The 19,203-nt window shown below is 63.7% G+C and carries 14 protein-coding genes; 9 read left to right on the top strand and 5 right to left on the bottom strand.

Annotated features, from left to right (window positions below):
• Positions 1-163: 163 nt before the first annotated feature.
• The 8 genes from RN01_RS29170 to RN01_RS29135 all read left to right on the top strand — a co-directional run bounded on the left by RN01_RS29170 (position 164) and on the right by RN01_RS29135 (position 11,660).
• Entirely contained in the window at positions 164-1,834 is a 1,671-nt protein-coding gene (locus RN01_RS29170; protein WP_017512193.1) for a methyl-accepting chemotaxis protein, read from the top strand.
• 27 nt (positions 1,835-1,861) lie between these two features.
• On the top strand, positions 1,862-2,335 hold the full coding sequence (locus RN01_RS29165; RefSeq protein ID WP_017512194.1) for a chemotaxis protein CheW: 474 nt from the start codon (positions 1,862-1,864) through the stop codon (positions 2,333-2,335).
• A complete protein-coding gene (locus RN01_RS29160; RefSeq protein WP_017512195.1) occupies positions 2,332-3,621 on the top strand; it encodes a protein-glutamate O-methyltransferase CheR in 1,290 nt (429 codons plus the stop codon). The genes RN01_RS29165 and RN01_RS29160 overlap by 4 nt, the downstream gene beginning before the upstream one ends.
• Positions 3,614-4,348 carry a chemotaxis protein CheW gene (locus tag RN01_RS29155; protein WP_017512196.1) on the top strand — a complete coding sequence of 245 codons (735 nt, stop codon included), beginning with the start codon at positions 3,614-3,616 and terminating at the stop codon, positions 4,346-4,348. Before RN01_RS29160 ends, RN01_RS29155 begins: the two co-directional genes overlap by 8 nt.
• On the top strand, positions 4,345-6,657 hold the full coding sequence (locus RN01_RS29150; protein ID WP_017512197.1) for a hybrid sensor histidine kinase/response regulator: 2,313 nt from the start codon (positions 4,345-4,347) through the stop codon (positions 6,655-6,657). The genes RN01_RS29155 and RN01_RS29150 overlap by 4 nt, the downstream gene beginning before the upstream one ends.
• Entirely contained in the window at positions 6,654-7,670 is a 1,017-nt protein-coding gene (locus RN01_RS29145; protein WP_024570635.1) for a chemotaxis response regulator protein-glutamate methylesterase, read from the top strand. Before RN01_RS29150 ends, RN01_RS29145 begins: the two co-directional genes overlap by 4 nt.
• 23 nt (positions 7,671-7,693) lie before the next feature.
• Entirely contained in the window at positions 7,694-8,701 is a 1,008-nt protein-coding gene (locus RN01_RS29140; RefSeq protein ID WP_017512199.1) for a PleD family two-component system response regulator, read from the top strand.
• A gap of 754 nt (positions 8,702-9,455) precedes the next feature.
• On the top strand, positions 9,456-11,660 hold the full coding sequence (locus RN01_RS29135; protein ID WP_017512349.1) for a TagA domain-containing protein: 2,205 nt from the start codon (positions 9,456-9,458) through the stop codon (positions 11,658-11,660).
• A 223-nt stretch (positions 11,661-11,883) separates the two neighbouring features.
• On the opposite strand, the gene RN01_RS29130 is transcribed toward RN01_RS29135, so the two are convergent.
• From RN01_RS29130 to RN01_RS29115, 4 genes are all read right to left on the bottom strand, one after another.
• Positions 11,884-12,183, bottom strand: a complete 300-nt coding sequence (locus RN01_RS29130) for a helix-turn-helix transcriptional regulator (protein ID WP_017512350.1) — start codon at positions 12,181-12,183, stop codon at positions 11,884-11,886.
• Between the two features lie 171 nt (positions 12,184-12,354).
• On the bottom strand, positions 12,355-13,857 hold the full coding sequence (locus tag RN01_RS29125) for a tripartite tricarboxylate transporter permease (RefSeq protein WP_011518471.1): 1,503 nt from the start codon (positions 13,855-13,857) through the stop codon (positions 12,355-12,357).
• 13 nt (positions 13,858-13,870) lie between these two features.
• On the bottom strand, positions 13,871-14,332 hold the full coding sequence (locus tag RN01_RS29120; protein ID WP_017512352.1) for a tripartite tricarboxylate transporter TctB family protein: 462 nt from the start codon (positions 14,330-14,332) through the stop codon (positions 13,871-13,873).
• A 413-nt stretch (positions 14,333-14,745) separates the two neighbouring features.
• Positions 14,746-16,224: an MATE family efflux transporter gene (locus RN01_RS29115; protein ID WP_017512353.1), complete on the bottom strand. Its 1,479-nt coding sequence runs from the start codon at positions 16,222-16,224 to the stop codon at positions 14,746-14,748.
• Between the two features lie 233 nt (positions 16,225-16,457).
• On the opposite strand from RN01_RS29115, the gene RN01_RS29110 reads away from it, so the two are divergent.
• Positions 16,458-17,885, top strand: coding sequence for an NAD-dependent succinate-semialdehyde dehydrogenase (locus RN01_RS29110; RefSeq protein WP_008644613.1), 1,428 nt, complete (start codon positions 16,458-16,460; stop codon positions 17,883-17,885).
• Positions 17,886-17,974: 89 nt separating this feature from the next.
• On the opposite strand, the gene RN01_RS29105 is transcribed toward RN01_RS29110, so the two are convergent.
• Positions 17,975-19,174, bottom strand: coding sequence for a DUF2252 domain-containing protein (locus tag RN01_RS29105; protein WP_017512354.1), 1,200 nt, complete (start codon positions 19,172-19,174; stop codon positions 17,975-17,977).
• Positions 19,175-19,203: the final 29 nt, after the last annotated feature.

The raw sequence follows: 19,203 nt of genomic DNA, 5'->3' as shown, positions 1-19,203 counted from the left end.
AAAACCTTGGAAAATGCAAGCGCTTCCAATTTCCGGCGCAACGGCGCAACGCCCCGGGCACCGCGTTGAAATGGCTTGGGCGTTACAGTACCCTACGCCGCAAAAGGCTACCACCCAAACGAGGGATACCCCCAACTGGGTGACGGCGCCCCCGCCCCAAAGCATGACCCAGCCGGCCCCAACCCCGGCGGCCTCACCGGAGACGATCCTGACCGTGACCCACTGGACCATCCGCACCCGCATTCTGGCGAGCTTCACCATCATCCTGCTGGTCATGGCCCTGATGAGCGGCGTCGCCTACCGAAGGCTGTCCGCCATCGAGCACGAAACCACCGTGATGCGCACCGATGCGCTGCCGGGCCTGAACTTCAGCGCCGGAATGCGCGGGGTCTGGGGCGAAATCTACGTGCTGGCCTGGCAGACGGTGACCGCGGCCGATGCGCCCCAGCGCGCCCGCCTGCTGACGCAGACGCAGGACGCCATGCAGCGTCTGGACCGTTTGGAGCAGCAGTACGACGCCACCATCGTTCGTGAGGACGACCGGGCCCGCTTCCACAACTACCAGGCCGTCCGCGCCCGGTACCAGCAGGCCGCCCAGCCGTACCTTGACCCCGCTCAGTGGAAGGATGCCGCCACGGCCCAGGCCGCCCTGCGCGGCAGCGCGCACGACCTCTGGTCTGATGGCCGGAAGCTGCTGCAGGACATCGTCGACGACAACGGCAAGGTCAATGAGCGGGCCTCCACTGGCATCGTCGACTCGGTGGTAACGGCCAAGGTCAGTATCGAAGTGGCATTCGGCATCGCCGTGCTCGCCGCCCTGATCGCCGGCTATCAATTGCTACGCGCCATTACGGTGCCGATGGGCAAGATCGTCTCGCTGCTGAAGACCATGCGCGGCGGCGACCTGCGCCAGCGGATGGTGTTGCATCGGCGAGACGAGTTCCTGGCCGTGGAGGAAGGTTTCAACCAGATGGCCGACGAGCTGACGTCGCTGGTCGGACAAGCGCAACGCTCGGCAATCCAGGTCACGACCTCGGTCAACGAGATCGCCGCCACGGCGCGCCAGCAGCAGGCCACCGCCACCGAAACGGCCGCCACGACCACGCAGATTGGCGCGACTTCGCGCGAGATCTCGGCTACCGCGCGCGACCTGGTCCGCACCATGAGCGAGGTTTCCCACGCCGCCGACCAGACAGCCGGACTGGCTGGCACCGGTCAGGTGGGTCTGTCGCGCATGGAAGCGACGATGAACCACGTGATGGAAGCCGCCGGCTCGGTCAACTCCCGTCTGGCCACGCTCAACGAGAAGGCCGGCAATATCAACCAGGTGGTGACCACCATCGCGCGCGTGGCGGACCAGACCAACCTGCTGTCGCTGAACGCCGCGATCGAGGCCGAAAAGGCCGGCGAGTACGGCCGCGGATTCTCCGTGGTGGCCACCGAGATTCGTCGCCTGGCGGACCAGACCGCCGTGGCCACCTACGACATCGAACAGATCGTGCGCGAGATCCAGTCGGCCGTGGCCGCCGGGGTGATGGGCATGGACAAGTTCTCGGAGGAAGTCCGCCGCGGCATGTCCGAGGTCACCCAGGTTGGCGACCAGCTTTCGCAGATCATCGGGCAGGTTCAGTCCCTGGCGCCGCGCGTGCAGATGGTCAACGAAGGGATGCAGGCGCAGGCAGGCGGCGCCGAGCAGATCAATCAGGCGCTGATCCAGTTGTCCGAAGCCGCGCAGCAGACGGTGGAGTCGCTGCGTCAGTCCAGCCAGGCCATCGACGAACTGACGCTGGTTTCCAACGAACTGCGCAGCGGCGTCTCGCGCTTCAAAGTCTGAGCAGGCGACCCCGGAGCCGCCATCGCCATGGCCCTTTTCCTGCTCTTCCGCATCGGCGCCGATCGCTACGCGCTCGATAGCGCCGAGGTGGCCGAGGTCCTGCCCCTCGGCCCCGTGAAACAGATTCCCGGCGCGCCGGAGTGGGTCTGCGGACTGATGACCCGGCACGGACAGCCCGTGCCCGTCATCGACATCACCGCGCTGGCCACCGGCACACCCGCCGCTGCGCGCACCAGCACCCGCACCGCGCTGGTGCACTATCGGCGCGCGCGCGACTCCGGCACCCAGCCTCGCGTGCTTGGCCTGCGGCTCGAGCACGCCAACGAAACGCTGCGCTGCGATCCCGCATCGTTCATCGATGGCGGCATCGACCCGACACACGCCCGCTACCTTGGACCGGTGCGCCACGATCCGCGTGGCCTGATCCAGTGGGTACATGTCGGTGCGCTGCTGCCCGACGCCGTCCACGCCATGCTGTTTCCCGCATCGTCCCCGGCATGACCGACGCCCCCCACCCGCCCACCTTGATCGAGGCGCTGCTGAAGGAACGCATCGGGCTCGATGCGGCATCGGTCGGCCGAGGCACGATCGCGCGCGCGGTGGAAGAACGGCGCCAGGCCCTGGGCGCCGATGACCCGGCGGCCTACTGGAACCTGCTTCATGCGGTGCCGGACGAGCTGCAGGCGCTGATCGAGTCCGTCGTTGTCCCGGAAACCTGGTTCTTCCGGCACCGTGAGGCACTGCTCGCGCTGGCCCGTTTCGCCGCGCAACGGGTGTTTGGCGCCGGAGAGCCGATGCTACGCATCCTCAGCCTGCCCTGCTCGACCGGCGAAGAACCCTATTCGATCGCGATGGCACTGCTCGACGCCGGCATTCCGGGCGATCGCTTCCGCGTCGATGCCATCGACATCAGCGCCCGCGCCCTGGAACGCGCCCGCGCCGCCGTCTATGGCGATAACGCGTTTCGCGGCCAGCCGCTGGACTTCCGCGACCGCTATTTCATGTCGGTCACCGGTACTCAGGCGACCTATCAACTGCTGCCAAAGGTCCGCAATCAGGTACGGCTGCTATGCGGCAATCTGGTCGACCCTGACTTGCTGAGGCACGAAGCGCCATACCACTTTGCGTTCTGCCGCAACCTGATGATCTATTTCGATCCGGCCACGCAGTGCGAAGCGATCCGGACCCTGCGCCGACTGACCCGGCCAGACGGCATGATCTTCGTTGGGCCCGCGGAAGCAAGCCTGCTGACGCGCGAGGGGCTGGCCGGCGCAGGGGTCCCACTGGCCTTCGCCTTCCATGCTCAGCCAGCCAGCCCATCGAGCCAAGCGCCAGCAGCGCACACGGTGCTGGCGGCACGGCCAGTGATCGCGAGGGCCCGATCGGCCGCCACCGCCCCGGTAAGGCACGCGGCGCCCGCTCCGGATGCGGCGGCGAGCAATCCGTCAGCGCAGCCGTCATCCGCACCCAGCCGCGACGCCGCGCTGGCTGCCATTGCCGCCGTGGCCGATCGCGGCGAACTCGATCGCGCCCTGGCGGCGTGCCAGCTATTCCTGACCGAACACGGAACATCCGCCGACGGCTGGTGCCTGCTGGGCGTGCTGCACGATGCCTCTGGCCGCGCCACCGAGGCGCACGCGGCCTACCGCAAGGCGGTGTATCTCGACCCTGGCCATGAAGAAGCGCTCTATCATCTGGCCGCCCTGCTCGACAGCGCAGGAGACGCCGCCGGCGCGCACCGCTTGCGCGAACGCGCCCAACGTCATGCCCGAATGAGCCATGGCTGAACCGAATTCATTGTTGCCCCATGCCGCCCCGGCAGGCGCCATCGACGACTGTTGGCGCCGCATCGGCGTGACCGGCGATCGCACCTGCCCGCTACTCGCCACGCACATCACCTGCAGGAATTGCCCGGTCTACGCCCAGGCCGCCTTGGTGTTGCTCGACACACTGGCAATCGACCCGATCGTCCAGCCTGCCAGCGGTAGCGATACGCCCATCGACCAATCGTCAGCCGACCGGCTGGCCGGAGAGTCGTACATGGTGTTTCGCGTCGGCGACGAATGGCTGGCCTTGCCGACGGCCACGCTCGGCGAAGTCACTGCGCCCGCACTGGTCCACTCGCTGCTGCATCGGCGCCATGCCGCGCTGATCGGGGTAGCGGCCGTGCGCGGCGCGTTGCTGACGTGCATCTCGCTGGCGCTGCTGTTTGGCGAATCGGCCGAACCCACTGAACCCACCGAACCCACTGAATCCAACGGGCGTGGCGGCCAGGATGCCCAGCGCGCGGCGCGCTTCCTGATTCTTGGCCAGGGACGCAATGCGATCGCGCTGCCCGTTGCCGAGGTAGCCGGCGTCGAGCGCGTCACGCAGGATGTCTTGCTGCCCTTGCCGGCGACGCTCGCGCGCGCCTCCGCCCGCTATTCACGCGCGCTGTTCGATTTCAACGGCCACAGCGTCGGTCTGCTTGATGCCGACCTGCTGCGGCAGGCGTTGACCCGGAGCCTGTCATGAATCCGGAACAACTCCGTGATGCCTCGTTGCTGGACCTGTTCGCGCTCGAGGCCGACGCGCAGGCCGATGTGCTCAATGCCGGCCTGCTGGCCCTGGAACGCGATCCCACGGCAGCCGTCCAGCTCGAGGCTTGCATGCGCGCCGCACATTCGCTAAAAGGGGCCGCGCGCATCGTCGGGCTCGACGGTGGCGTGCGCGTTGCGCATGTGATGGAGGATTGCCTCGTCGCCGCGCAACGTGGCGGCCTTCTGCTGAGCGCCGCCCATATCGATGCGCTGCTGCAAGGCACTGACCTGCTGCAGCGAATCGGCCATCCGCCCGATGGCAACGCCAATTGGCCGGAGCTTGGCGGCAAGGCGGAGATCGACGCTTTCGTCGCCCGTCTCGAGGCGCTGCTCGATGGTGGCGCGGATGTGGCGGCACTGGCAGCACCGACAGTGTTGCCGTCGGCCGCCGAGCCCTCGCCTCCGGAGCCCCCGGAGCCCCCGTTAGCCACGGTCGATCGCCCGTCAGCGAGCACCGTTGTGCCGGCGCAGCCACAGGAGTACACCGGTAACCAGGAACGCATCCTGCGCGTCAATGCCGAACGGCTGGACCGGCTGCTGGCGATGGCCGGCGAGTCGATGGTGGAGACGCATTGGCTACGGCCGTTCGGCGTCGCGATCCAGCAAGCCAGGCGTCAACAGATGCGCGTGATGCAGGCGCTCGATGGCGTTCAGGCGCTGCTCGACAGCCCCGATAGCACCGTGCCACGCCTGCGGGCGGCACTGATGGAGACTCGCCAACTGCTCGAGGACAGCCACGGCCAGCTCACCCAGCGCGTGGAAGAATTCGACCAGTACGATCACCGCCAGAGCGGACTGTCGCGCCGCCTGTACGACACAGCGCTGTCGTGCCGGATGCGCCCGCTGGCCGATGGCATCACCGGCTACTCGCGCATGGTGCGTGACCTGGGCCGCTCGCTCGGCAAGCGTGTCCGACTGGAGTTGTCCGGCGAGCAAACCCAGGTCGACCGGGACATCCTGGAACATCTCGACGCGCCGCTGGCTCACCTGCTGCGCAATGCCGTGGATCATGGCATCGAAGCGCCGGAAACGCGCCGCGCCGCCGGCAAGCCGGAAGAAGGCCGCGTATCACTCCATGCGTGGCACAACGCCGGCCGGCTTGTGATCGAGATCTTCGATGACGGCGCGGGCGTCGATCTGGAAGCATTGCGCGCCGCCATCGTGCGGCGAGGCCTTGCCCAGGCGGACACCGTCGCGCGACTATCGCAAGCCGAGTTGCTCGAGTTCCTGCTGCTGCCGGGTTTCAGCATGCGCGAGACCGTTTCCGAGGTCTCCGGCCGCGGTGTCGGGCTCGACGCCGTGCAGGACATGGTGCGTGCCGTGCGGGGTAGCCTGAGGCTTTCCCAGCAGCCCGGCAGCGGCCTGCACTTCCATCTCGAGTTGCCGCTGACGCTGTCGATCGTGCGGGCGCTGCTCGTGGAAATATCGGGCGAAGCCTATGCATTCCCGCTGGGCCACGTGCTGCGTGCCGTGGCCGTGCGCCGCGAAGACATCGAACAGACCGAGCAGCACCAGCACTTCCGCCACGATGGCAGGCCGGTGGGGCTGATCAGCGCCGCGCAGGTGCTCCAGCGCCCCGAGCGTGGCCAGGATGGAGATACCGTTCCCGTGGTCGTCATCGGCGAGCAGGATCGTGTGTATGGCATCGCAGTGGATCGCCTGATCGGCGAGCGATTGCTGGTGGTGCAGCCACTCGCGCAAGCCCTCGGCAAGATCAAGGACATCGCGGCGGGCAGCCTGACCGACGATGGCACGCCGGTCCTGATCTTCGACGTCGAGGACATGCTGCGGTCGGTGGAAAAACTCGTCTCCGATGGCCGCATCGAACGGGTGCGCCATGGCGGCGAGGAAGCCGCCCAGACGCGACGCAAGCGCGTGCTGGTGGTGGATGACTCGCTGACCGTGCGGGAACTGGAGCGCAAGCTGCTGAGCGGACGCGGCTACGACGTGGCCGTCGCGGTGGACGGCATGGACGGATGGAACGTGCTGCGCGCGGAATCGTTCGATCTGGTGATCACCGACGTCGACATGCCGCGCATGGACGGCATTGAACTCGTCAGCCGGATACGTAGCGATGCCCGCCTGACGCATCTGCCCGTGATGATCGTCTCTTACAAGGACCGCGAGCAGGATCGCGAGCGCGGCCTGCAGGCTGGCGCGGATTACTATCTGGCCAAAGGCAGCTTCCACGATACCGCGCTGCTCGACGCGGTACGTGACCTGATCGGCGAGGCACGCTCATGAGAATCGGCATCGTCAATGATTCCGCGCTGGCTGTTGCCGCGTTGCGGCGCGCGCTTGCGCTGGACACCACGCTTGAGATCGCCTGGATCGCCGGCGACGGCGAGGAAGCCGTGCGGATGGCCGCGACTCAGACCCCCGACCTGATCCTGATGGACCTGCTAATGCCGGTCATGGACGGCGTGGAAGCCACACGGCGCATCATGGCCGAATCGCCGTGTGCGATCGTCGTGGTGACCATGGACCTCGGCCGTAACGCGAACCAGGTGTTCGATGCCATGGGGCACGGTGCGATCGATGCTGTAGACACCCCGACGCTTACCGACTCCGACACCAAGCTCGCGGCCGGCCCGCTATTGCGAAAGATCCGAAACATCGCGCGCCTGCTTGGCGGACGCGCGCAGGCGCCCCATCCGCTCGCGGCGGCCACGCCGACGCCCACCGCGCCCCGGCTGGTCGCGATTGGCGCATCGGCCGGTGGCCCGGCCGCGCTGGCCACACTGCTCGGCGCGTTGCCGGCCGACTTTGGCGCGGCGGTCGTCGCCGTCCAACATGTCGACGAAGCGTTCGCCCAGGGCATGGCCGAGTGGCTCGACGCGCAGTGCCAACTGCCGGTGCGCCTTGCCCGGGCTGGAGAGGTGCCGCAGGCCGGCGCGGTGGTGCTGGCTGGCACGAACGATCACTTGCGCCTGACCAGCTCGGGACGCCTCATCTATACCCCCGAGCCTTGCGACTACCTGTATCGCCCTTCGATCGATGTGTTTTTTGAAAGCGTGGTGGAACACTGGCGCGGTGAAGCAATCGGAGTATTGCTGACCGGCATGGGACGCGATGGGGCGCAAGGCCTGAAGGCCATGCGTGAACGCGGCTTCCAGACCATCGCGCAGGATCAGGCCACGAGCGCCGTCTACGGGATGCCCAAGGCGGCGGCCACGCTTGGCGCGGCGAGCGAGATCCTGCCACTGCAGAAGATCGCGCCGCGACTAGTCATGACGTGTGGCGGTGGCCGGCGGTAAGAGAAAAGAACAGGAGGCGAATAATGCCCAGACAACTCAAGTCGGCCGATGCGGCGGCCACCCATGAATACCCGGCGATGGTGCTGCTGGTTGACGACCAGGCCATCATCGGCGAGGCTATCCGGCGCGCGCTGGCCAGCGAATCCGATATCGACTTCCACTATTGCTCGCAGCCCGAGGAGGCCGTGACGGTGGCCGAGCGTACCAAGCCCACTGTGATCCTGCAGGATCTGGTCATGCCCGGCACCGATGGGCTGACGCTGGTGCGCCGCTACCGCGAAAACGCCGCCACGCGCGATATTCCGATCATCGTGCTGTCGACGAAGGAAGAGCCCACCATGAAGAGTGCGGCTTTCGCGGCCGGCGCCAACGACTATCTGGTCAAGCTGCCGGATTCGATCGAGCTGATCGCGCGTATCCGCTACCACTCTCGCTCCTACCTGAACCTGCTGCAACGTGACGAGGCATATCGGGCGCTGCGCCAAAGCCAGCAGCAATTGCTCGAGACCAATCTCGAACTGCAGCGGCTGACCAATTCCGACGGACTGACCTCCCTGTCGAACCGGCGCTACTTCGACGAGTACCTGGGCGCGGAATGGAAACGCGCCCAGCGCGAACAGACCCAGCTCGCGCTACTGATGATCGACGTCGACGCATTCAAGGGCTACAACGATACCTACGGCCACGTGGCGGGCGACGAGGTACTGCGCCGCGTGGCCGCCGTGATCCGCGAGAACTGCGCGCGCCCGGCGGACCTGCCCGCGCGCTTCGGCGGCGAGGAATTCTCGATGATCCTGCCGGCCACATCGCCCGGCGGCGCACGACTGCTGGCCGAGAAGGTCAGGCGCGCGATCGAGACGCTGCGGATTCCGCATGCCTGCTCCCCAACTGGCGGATTTGTCACGGTCAGTATCGGCGGCGCGGTGATCGTGCCCGGAGGCGATGCCGATTTCAGCCGGCTGATAGAGGCTGCCGATGCGGGCCTCTATCAGGCCAAGCGTAATGGACGAAACCAGGTAGTGATGGCGTAGTTCCGAATCGTCGGCTTCCTGGGCATCCAGTTTTTGTTTCCACGGCCGAAGCCAACGTAGATCCTCGCCTGGGACGCGACAAGTCAACGCCTTGAGACGCATCGGCATTCCGATGCGTCCGGTAGCCATCGCCCCCGCTTCCCCGGCGGATGACCCGATGCGATGCCGTACCGGATATTTCTTAGGTTCAACTCCCTCCTTTCCCCGCATTAAGCGCCGTCTTTGCGCGCCGCCTTCTAATATCGAGGCGAGCTATCCCCCTCAAGTCGATATTCTCCCTCGCGCGGCGATTATCAATATCAGCGCACCATGTAAATAGCATTTTCTCCAAAAATCACAATAATAGACCTATTTGCTTCAGAGCAAAAAATGAGCCTCGAAGCAATACCATTGCCCAGCTAAAATTATTGGTGAAGTTAATCATTTAATTCAATCGTAAATAATAAATAACAAAAGCAATATTATTTACACCCAATATACGCGAGCAATGAAATATAACCATCATTCACGAAACTCCGCTTCAGCATCGCCAGCTTCCAGGGGCTCAACGCTTCGCCGGCCTCGCTCGGAACTCCTTCGCATTGCAGCCGCATCGGCTTTCGCCCTTGCGGCGCTGGCCGGATGTGGGGGCGGTGGAGACAGCGGCCCGTCATCGGGCAGCACGCAACCTGCACCAGCCCCGACACCAACGCCAACGCCAACGCCAACACCAACACCAACACCAACGCCTGGATACCCACGCACGACTTTCGACTTGGCCGGCGCGCTCGAATACGGGCAAACCAGTGTCGTGGGGCAGAACGAAACGCGTATCGCACCACGCCTGGTCGAAGGCCGCAGCACGCTCCTGCTGTTTACGCCGACCAAGCCCATCAGCAATGATCAAGAAGTATTTGTCGAAGCGACGCTGAACGGCGTATCGATGGGACGTCTCTTCCTGAAGAAGCCCGCCGGCCTGAATGGCTATGCGGAAGACAGGCTTACCCAGGACACCTTGCCACGCTACAGCACACAGGCATGGAGCACGCAGATGCCCACCGGGTGGATGAAGGCCGATGTCCAACTAACCGTTGGCTATGACGAGCTGCGCCACGATGAAAAACAGATCTACGCATACCGCGTAACGAATGGCCTTCCCCCACTGGCGGGTCCATCGGAGTTCACATACACACGAACCAAGGTACTGTTCTGGGAGGATGCCAATTCGAATGCTGATACCCTCGATTCGGACAGGCTCGCCGACGAAATCTACGCCCGCATGCCGATAAGCAGAATATCCGTCGTCGACTATCTGCCTGCACGCTGGAACAGCGTCATCATGATGGCCCCCCCAAGGAGGTTTGATTCACTGAGGCAGATACCGGTCTCTGGGGTCAGCCCAACCGGGAACACGGCATGGGCCGCGAACATCATGGTGGAGAAGGCAAACACCGGACGCGGTTTTCCGGTGACCGATCTCTTCCACAATACGGTTCAGGCGTCGCCGCTTGCCTATGGAGCCGTCCTTTCTCAAGGACGCTACAAGGACCTCGACGGAAATCTCCAGAACGTCTTCGGCTTTAATCCCGCCATCGCTGGCTCGACTCAGATCCGATGGAACAACGAATGTAGCGGTGCTATGAACTCTGCACTAGGCCGCGTCGTAGGCTTGGGCCCAATCCGCCAGGGGTTCAGTGACGAGGATCCCGAGGATCTCATATGGTCCGCCTCGCACCCGCAACCATTCGATACCGCGCGCGGCGTATTCCGAACGTGGTATGCGGCCACCGATGGCTTTACCATGCCGTCGTCAGACAAGCCACCGCGCGGCCGGTTTGATCCACAGCTCCAGCACAAGAAAATGCCCGACTATATAGAGCCTGCCGACAGTCAGAGCTGCTTCTCTCCTTACACAAACTACAACACGCGCGCGATCCAGCAGCGGCTGGATTCCACACCAACCCTGCGGACCGTGGCCGGAAACCCTGGTTTCTACCGTTGGGATAACACGACACGAACTTATGCTCCCGTCACGCCAGACTGGCCAGGTGCGGGGTATCAATTGAAACCGGATCGCATGGGCGTTCCGGTGGTTACTGTAATCGGCTCGCTGTCATCCAGCGAGAATCAGAGCGCCAGCATACTCTTCCCGCCGATGTTCGCGACCAGCGGGAACACCTTTGTCATGGAAGAAGCCGGCACCAATTCCAAAAACTACAGAGGGGCAAGGTACGCGGCACGGGTCCGCTACGTGGATGGCAGCCACCGAGTCTTCGTCATCCCCACAACACCGCCTACCCCGGACCGCGTATTCTTTTTCTCGTTCAACCTTCCGATTGCCGACAAACCTGTCGAAGTATCCTTGTACCGCTTGCAGTTACCGTACGCGGCAAACGATTTCCGTGAGCTGACCTCCGCTGACACACTCCTGTCTACCCAGGCCATCACGATGCCCACCTCCATGCCCGCGGTCGTGACTCGGGGCGGTGATTCCCGGCAAGAAGCGCGTACGGCAATGGTAAGCAAGCTATGCACGACTCAGACATGCGAGACAGAGAGTATCGATATCGCCTGGCATCCGGATGACGCGTCGCAACTGTATTTCGTCGCCGGGCGGCCTTCGTTTGGTCTGACGACTCCCGTTGGGAACCCCAAGGACGCGCCAATGCGGCTTGAAGTGCTGATGAACGGACCGGACGGCAATCAACGCGTCGTGGTATTCCGGGCTTCGCGCGCCGTCAACACGACCTCTAATGGTTATCGCCTGAGCCCGGCGAACTATTGGACCCAGCCGGAGTTGCTCAAGGACAACCTACAGCACCTCTATATCTGGGTTCATGCCAACGACAACACCGCGTTGCCGGCCGGCCGCTACACGATGAAGGACGCCGTAAAGCTGCTCGACGTGCATGCCGTCAACGGTGCCGGCGACACAATCGTCGACAGGGTCAAGCTGAACGCGGCATTCGAAAAGCTCTGACGCACCAGCGTAGTTTGCCAGCCCGGCGCCGTGGCAGCGTTTCCATCGAGACGCTGCCACGGCGCTTTTTCATGCTGCGCGCCGGCGCGCATCTCATCTCTCGTGAACGAAGCTAGCGACATTGATGAATGCCTCGTTCGTGAAACCCTGATGCTGACAATGCATACGTGACAATGCCGGTACCGCGCCTCATTCCAGGCAACGTACCGGCATTTGCATTGGTTTATTCGACTGTATCGCTCATGTCGTCCTGAAGGACGTTGAGATGGGCGAGGTAGGCGTCCAGCTCGGCCCGTCCCGCATCCGTGATGCTGTAGACGCGGCCATTTCCCTCGACAAGTTCGGCGGTAATGGATCGCGCCATCATCAGGCTACGCAGGATTGGGCGCAGCGCGCGGATATTCTTGTCGATGCCTCGCTCGCGCAGCCGCTCCATCAGGTTGAATACCGTGGATGGACTGGCCTGGACAAGCCGGAGGATATAAAGCCTGGAAACGATACGATCGAGCGATGGCGTTTTCATGGGCGCAGGCAACGCAACTAGCGGTGCGGAGAATCGAATCATCGTGCGCAGCCCATGACTGCAGCGCAGTCGGGCAGTCCTTTCAGTGCTTCAAAGAAACGGGGGCGCTTTTGGCACCCCCGAAAGCTTACTCGGTTCGCGCCGGCGTGACGCCGGCGCTTGTCGTCAGGATTACTCTTCCTGGAACGCTTCTTCGCGCTTCGCCTTGATCGACGGCAGTGCCACCACGGCCACCAGTGCGGCAGCAGCAATCAGCAGGCCCATCGACAGCGGACGCGTCACGAATACGGTGAAGTCACCACGCGACAGCAGCAGCGAGCGGCGGAAGTTCTCTTCCATCATCGGTCCGAGCACGAAGCCCAGCAGCAGCGGTGCCGGTTCGCACTTCAGCTTCAGGAACAGGTAACCGATCACGCCGAAGGCAGCAGCCATGAACACGTCGAACGTCTGGTTGTTCACCGAGTACACGCCGATGCAGCAGAAGACCAGAATCGCCGGGTAGAGGAAGCGATACGGCACGGTCAGCAGCTTCACCCACACGCCGATCATCGGCAGGTTCAGGATGATCAGCATCAGGTTGCCGATCCACATCGAAGCGATCAGGCCCCAGAACAGCGCGGGGTTGCTGCTCATCACCTGCGGGCCAGGCTGGATGTTGTGAATCGTCATCGCACCGACCATCAGCGCCATCACGGCGTTGGGCGGAATGCCCAGCGTCAGCAGCGGGATGAACGAGGTCTGAGCAGCGGCGTTGTTGGCCGATTCCGGACCTGCCACGCCTTCGATCGCGCCCTTGCCGAACTCGTGAGCGTACTTCGACGTCTTCTTTTCCAGCGAGTAGGCCGCAAACGAAGCCAGCGCAGCACCGCCACCCGGCAGGATACCCAGTGCCGAACCCAGCGCCGTGCCACGCAGCACCGCCGGAATCATGCGCCTGAAGTCTTCCTTGGTCGGCCACAGGTTCGTGACCTTGTTCGTGAACGTCTCACGGGCTTCCTTCTGCTCGAGGTTCGCGATGATTTCCGCGAAGCCGAACATACCCATGGCCAGTGCCACGAAGTCGATGCCGTCGGTCAGTTCAGGTACGTCGAACGAGAAGCGCGCGGCGCCCGAGTTCACGTCGGTACCGATCAGGCCCATCAGCAGACCCAGCACGATCATCGCCACGGCCTTCGGCAGCGAGCCCGAAGCCAGCACCACGGCGCCGATCAGGCCCAGCACCATCAGCGAGAAGTACTCGGCGGGACCGAACTTGAACGCCAGTTCCGACAGCGGCGTAGCGAACGCAGCCAGGATCAGCGTGGCCACGCAGCCAGCGAAGAACGAACCAAGGCCAGCAGTAGCCAGCGCCACACCAGCGCGGCCACGACGTGCCATCTGGTAGCCGTCGATCGTGGTCACCACCGACGACGATTCGCCCGGCAGGTTCACCAGAATAGCGGTGGTCGAACCGCCATACTGCGCACCGTAGTAAATACCGGCCAGCATGATCAGCGCGGCCACCGGCGGCAGCGAGTACGTCACCGGCAGCAGCATGGCGATGGTTGCCAGAGGCCCAAGGCCCGGAAGCACGCCGATCAGCGTCCCGAGCACGCAGCCCAGGAACGCGTACGCGAGGTTTTGCAGCGACAATGCCGTGGAGAAGCCCAGGGCAAGATGGTCAAACAATTCCATTTCGGGCGACTCCTTAGCCGGTAATGAAGGCAGGCCAGACCGGCATCTGCAGGTTGATGCCGTACACGAAGGCGCCCAGGGCGATCAGCACGAGCACCACGCTGTTGAGCAGGGCACCCTTCCAGCTGAACTCATGGCTGGCCATCGACGACACCATCACCAGCACGAACACCGACAGCACCATGCCGAGCGGCTTGAGCAACAGGCCGAACAGCACGACGGAACCGAGAATCCACAGAAGCGTCTTCAGGTCCCAGCGGGCAAGTTGATCTTCTTCACCCTTTGACGATATCGACCCCATCAACACCAGCGCGCCCAGAATGGCCAGTACCAGGCCAAGCAGGAACGGAAAGTAACCGGGGCCCATCTTGGCGGCCGTCCCCATGCTGTAGCCGCGCGCGACGAAGGAAAAGCCCAGACCGACCAGAATAAACATCAGGCCGGAGGCAAAGTCCTTTTGGCTGCGTATGCGCAAAACGATTCTCCTCAAGGTTGTGAATTGCGGCACCGTGCGACACACCGGCTCTGGGGTATCTCCACGGCGAACGTATCAACTTCGACACGTTCATCGCAGCGAACAGTAGAGTCGGGAACTTTCAGGCTCCTTTCATTTGTCTGGGGTGTAGGGTATCCCCCAATCCTCAGCGCTCGCGTCGATTTTTCATTTCCATCACGTTGTGACGTATTCAGTGGGCAACCGAATGCACCACTGAAAGTTAAATGAAAGACGGTGTGGAAAGGTGTTTGAAAGGGAAGAACGCGGATTGGCGCGGCACTGCGCGGCAAAGGATGCCGCGCAGCTTTCGACTTGCTTACACCGCTGGGCGGTGCGTAAGCGACATGATCAAATGTCTCTCATCCATACATTCAGAAACCTGTCTGGATGCATTAGGAAGGTTGTCGTGCGACTCCCGCATCGGCTTCCGCGCCCGCATCGGCATCCTCGCATGGCACGCCCATGCTGGTGTCGGGTGCATTCCCCACCGCTTCCGGATGTGGCGCGACCGGCAGGATATGGCTGCGGCGCCAATTGCCATATCGGTAGTAGCCGAACGAAAGCAGCACCGACACCACCGAGCCGAGTGGGAAGCTCCACCAGATCGATTCGGCGCCGATGTGCGGGCCGAGCAGCCACGCGAACGGCAGCCGGATCAGCCACATCGACACGAACAGAATGACCAGCGGCGCCATGACGGCGCCCGTGGCGCGCACGGCGCCGAACACGACAATGGTGAAGCCAAACAGGATGAACGACCACAGCACCACGTTGTTGATGTGCTGAGCAATCTCGATCGCGACGCTGTCCTCCCCCAGGAACAGACCAAGCGAGTGACGATTAAATACATAGACCAGCGCCACCAGCGCGCCGGTCATCAACACGTTGAAGAGCATGCCAACCTGCGTGACACGCGCCACACGCACCCACAGTCCTGCCCCCACGTTCTGCGCGACCATCGATGACACACTGGCGCCAACCGCCAGGGCCGGCATCTGCACATAGGTCCAGAGCTGCGATGCCACACCGTAGGCCGCGGTCGTCCGCGAGCCGTACGTATTGACCAGCGACATCATCACGATGGCCGACGACGAGATCACCACCATCTGCAGGCCCATCGGCAGCCCCTTCATCACCAGCGCGCGCAGGATCGCCATGTCCGGCCGGAGCAGCGCAAGTTGCTCCCGGTGCAGCAGCAGGAAGTGCCTGCGCCGGTACAGCAACCCGATCATCGCCGCCAGGCTGGTCAGTTGCGCAATCAGCGTGGCGAGCGCCGAGCCCGCGATGCCGAGCGGGGGAATCGGGCCTACCCCGAAGATCAGCACGGGATTCAGCACAACGTCCAGCACCACCGACAGCAACATGAAGTAGAACGGCGTGCGCGAGTCACCGGCGCCGCGCAGCGTCATCATCACGAAGTTGTAGAAGTACATGAACGGCAGCGCGATGAAGATGATGCGCAGGTAGATGATGGCCAGCGGCGTGGCATCGTCCGGCGTATGCATCGCGGCCAGGATATGCGGCGTGAAGACAAAGCCCAGCACGGCGGCCAGCACCGACAGGCCTACGAAGAACGTGGTGCTGGTGCCCACCACGCGTCGCGCCTCTTCGATGTCGCGTCCGCCGACTGCCTGGCCGATCATGATCGTATTGGCCATGCTGATCCCGAACACCACACCGAGCAGGAAAAACAGAATGATGTTGGCGTTCGACGTGGCCGTGAGCGCCGCCTCGCCAAGGTATCGGCCAACCCAGACCGAATTGATCGAGGCGTTGAGCGACTGCAGGATGTTGCTGCCAAGCACCGGCAGCGAGAACATCAGCAGCGTGCGGCCGATCGGGCCGGTGGTCAGTCTGGCGTCAGGCTTCATTGGGACAGGTTTTTCCGCACCGCAGCAGTGCGAGGGTTGCGAACGTGTCAGTCTAGTCCCTGGCTGGGCACCATGCCAGCCGCCGTGCACATGACCGTTGCGGCAGGGCGATAATCGCCCGCAAGTCTGCCAGTGCGGACTTCCGTCCAAAGCGTTAAGCTTGCGCTTTCATTCTTCGACCACCCGCGGCGCGCCCCTTTCGCTGCGCCGTCCATTTCCTTCAGGAGACAGGCATGTACCAGGATCTCGCCCTCTACATCGATGGAGAATTCATCAAGGGAGGCGACCGCCGCGAGCAGGACGTCATAAACCCGGCGACGCAGGAACTGCTCGGCAAGCTGCCACACGCCACCACTGCCGACCTGGATCGTGCGCTGGCTGCCGCGCAGCGCGCCTTCGAAACCTGGAAGAAAACGTCGCCGCTGGAACGCTCGCAGATCCTGCGCCGCGTGGCAGAACTGACCCGTACCCGCGCCAAGGAAATCGGCCGCGACATCACGCTGGACCAGGGCAAGCCGCTGGCCGAAGCCGTGGGCGAGGTGATGATCTGCGCCGAACATGCCGAATGGCACGCCGAGGAATGTCGCCGTATCTACGGCCGCGTGATTCCGCCGCGCAACCCGGCGGTGCGCCAGATCGTGGTGCGCGAGCCGATCGGCGTTTGCGCCGCGTTCACGCCTTGGAACTTCCCGTTCAACCAGGCCATCCGCAAGATCGTGGCTGCGCTGGGCGCCGGCTGCACGCTGATCCTGAAAGGTCCGGAAGACTCCCCGAGCGCCGTGGTGGCGCTGGCCCGTCTGTTCCACGATGCAGGCCTGCCCCCGGGCGTGCTGAATATCGTATGGGGCGTGCCGAGCGAAGTTTCGACCTATCTGATCGAATCACCGATCGTGCGCAAGATCTCCTTCACCGGCTCGGTACCGGTGGGCAAGCAGCTTGCCGCGATGGCCGGCGCGCACATGAAGCGCGTGACGATGGAGTTGGGCGGCCACTCGCCCGTGCTGGTGTTTGACGACGCAGACATCGAACCGGCCGCCGAAATGCTGGCCCGCTTCAAGCTGCGCAACGCCGGCCAGGTTTGCGTATCGCCCACGCGCTTCTATGTTCAGGAAAAGGCCTACGACAAGTTCCTGGCGCGCTTCACTGAGGTCATCGGCTCGATCAAGGTCGGCAACGGCCTGGACGACGGCACCCAGATGGGCCCGCTCGCACACGAGCGCCGAATCGCATCGATGGAGCAGTTCCTGGACGATGCCAGCCATCGCGGCGGCAAGATCGTCGCCGGCGGCTCACGCATCGGAGACAAGGGCTTCTTCTTCGCGCCGACCGTCGTCACGGACCTGCCCGACGATGCCAAGCTGATGGTCGATGAACCGTTCGGCCCGGTAGCCCCGGTCACGCGCTTCAAGGATGCGGAAGAAGTGCTGCGTCGCGCCAACAGCCTGCCGTTCGGCCTGGCCTCGTATGTCTTCACCAACTCTCTGAAGACGGCCAACCTTGTATCGAACGGACTTGAAGCCGGCATGGTCAACATCAACCACTTCGGCATGGCGCTGGCCGAGACCCCGTTTGGCGGCATCAAGGATTCGGGTATCGGCAGCGAAGGTGGCCAGGAGACCTTCGACGGTTATCTGGTGACCAAGTTTATTACCCAGGTTTGATGGCGTAATTCGCTGGGTTCTCCCCTCTCACATGCAATGTGAGAGGGGAACAACCGAACAACCGCTCAGTTGATTAGCTGCTCAGTTGATCAGGCGCCTTTCCCCCGCGCCTTCGCATAGTCCTCCCGGAACTGCTTCCACTGCGCGAGCGAAACATCGCGCCCGTGCTTTGCCAGCCGCAGCACAGTGGATTGCCAGCGCCCACCTGCGGCGAAATCCTGCAACTGCTCGACACGATCCGCCGCCTGATGGCCACAGCCACGCAGATGGGCCGAGGCTGCGGCACGCGCCATCGTGGCGAACACGTCCTGCAACACAGTCTTGTCCCGGCAGTGCTCCAGATTCACGCGGTCGGTGCTCGGTTGCAAGCTCTTGACCAGGTACGAAGCCTTGCCCAGCGGCACGTATGAGAACAGTGCGGGCGATGCGGCCTGCATGATCTGCTGGATGGTCGCCACGCGTTGCGCATCGCTGCCCCAGCGCGGTTGGCCGCGTGAGCGCATCCCGATCCAGGCGCTCGGTGCCGCGCGTTTGATATCGATAAGCCGCTGACTTGCCTGCATGTCACGCTCATGCGCCAGCACGACGTAGCGTTCAAGCCCCAGGCTACCCACACCCGCCACGCGTCGCGCCGAGTCTTCTGCGACGAAGCGATGACCGTGATGTTCCTGCTTCGAGTAGATCCCCAGAATTTCGGAAGCGCGTTCACGCTGCATCTTGTCCGCGCGCAGCGCATGGCCGTCGAACTTCAAACGCCGCCGCCCGCCACGCATCTCCGTACGCGCGTTCAGCAGCGCGCCGCGCTTGCGGCGCTTGACCTGCCGTAGCAGCGTGGCCACTAGACCGCTCGCCGTCGCACGTTCCAGCCAGCGCGGCTTGCCCGCACGCAGCATGGCCGTGTAGACCGACAGCATCTGTGCGCAGGCCGTGCGGGCATCGGCTTCCGACAGGCCAATGCTCTCTCCGGCCACCAGCACGCTCGACAACATGCGGATAACGTCGACCGTCAGCGGCGCCAACATGGCATCGTCGAAATCGTTCAGGTCGAAGTACACAAGTCCGTTGTCACCCTTGAACGTGCCGAAGTTCTCCACATGGAGATCGCCACACACATAGGTGCAAGGCGCATCGAGCAGCCCGGCCTCGCGCTCGAGCGACGCCGCGTACAGGTGGTTGGTGCCTCGGAAGAAAGCGAACGGGTCGGCTGCGATCGCCGCAAGCTTCATCGTCAGCCGCTCGGGATCGCGGCCGTGGTTGTAGATCAGGATGCTTTCGGTAGCAGCGTGCATGGGCGGCGGAGTCCTCGATCGGGTTGCGC

It is taken from the genome of Cupriavidus sp. SHE (assembly GCF_000812445.1).
GTDB lineage: Bacteria > Pseudomonadota > Gammaproteobacteria > Burkholderiales > Burkholderiaceae > Cupriavidus > Cupriavidus metallidurans.
The sequence above is the reverse complement of the archived record's forward strand: the minus strand, read 5'-3'. Positions and strand labels throughout refer to the sequence as shown.

Coding starts and splice junctions, on each gene's coding strand:
- RN01_RS29165 (WP_017512194.1), top strand. CDS start 1,862: ATGGCCCTTTTCCTGCTCTTCCGCATCGGCGCCGATCGCTACGCGCTC.
- RN01_RS29150 (WP_017512197.1), top strand. CDS start 4,345: ATGAATCCGGAACAACTCCGTGATGCCTCGTTGCTGGACCTGTTCGCG.
- RN01_RS29155 (WP_017512196.1), top strand. CDS start 3,614: ATGGCTGAACCGAATTCATTGTTGCCCCATGCCGCCCCGGCAGGCGCC.
- RN01_RS29110 (WP_008644613.1), top strand. CDS start 16,458: ATGTACCAGGATCTCGCCCTCTACATCGATGGAGAATTCATCAAGGGA.
- RN01_RS29145 (WP_024570635.1), top strand. CDS start 6,654: ATGAGAATCGGCATCGTCAATGATTCCGCGCTGGCTGTTGCCGCGTTG.
- RN01_RS29125 (WP_011518471.1), bottom strand. CDS start 13,857: ATGGAATTGTTTGACCATCTTGCCCTGGGCTTCTCCACGGCATTGTCG.
- RN01_RS29160 (WP_017512195.1), top strand. CDS start 2,332: ATGACCGACGCCCCCCACCCGCCCACCTTGATCGAGGCGCTGCTGAAG.
- RN01_RS29140 (WP_017512199.1), top strand. CDS start 7,694: ATGCCCAGACAACTCAAGTCGGCCGATGCGGCGGCCACCCATGAATAC.
- RN01_RS29105 (WP_017512354.1), bottom strand. CDS start 19,174: ATGCACGCTGCTACCGAAAGCATCCTGATCTACAACCACGGCCGCGAT.
- RN01_RS29115 (WP_017512353.1), bottom strand. CDS start 16,224: ATGAAGCCTGACGCCAGACTGACCACCGGCCCGATCGGCCGCACGCTG.
- RN01_RS29170 (WP_017512193.1), top strand. CDS start 164: ATGACCCAGCCGGCCCCAACCCCGGCGGCCTCACCGGAGACGATCCTG.
- RN01_RS29130 (WP_017512350.1), bottom strand. CDS start 12,183: ATGAAAACGCCATCGCTCGATCGTATCGTTTCCAGGCTTTATATCCTC.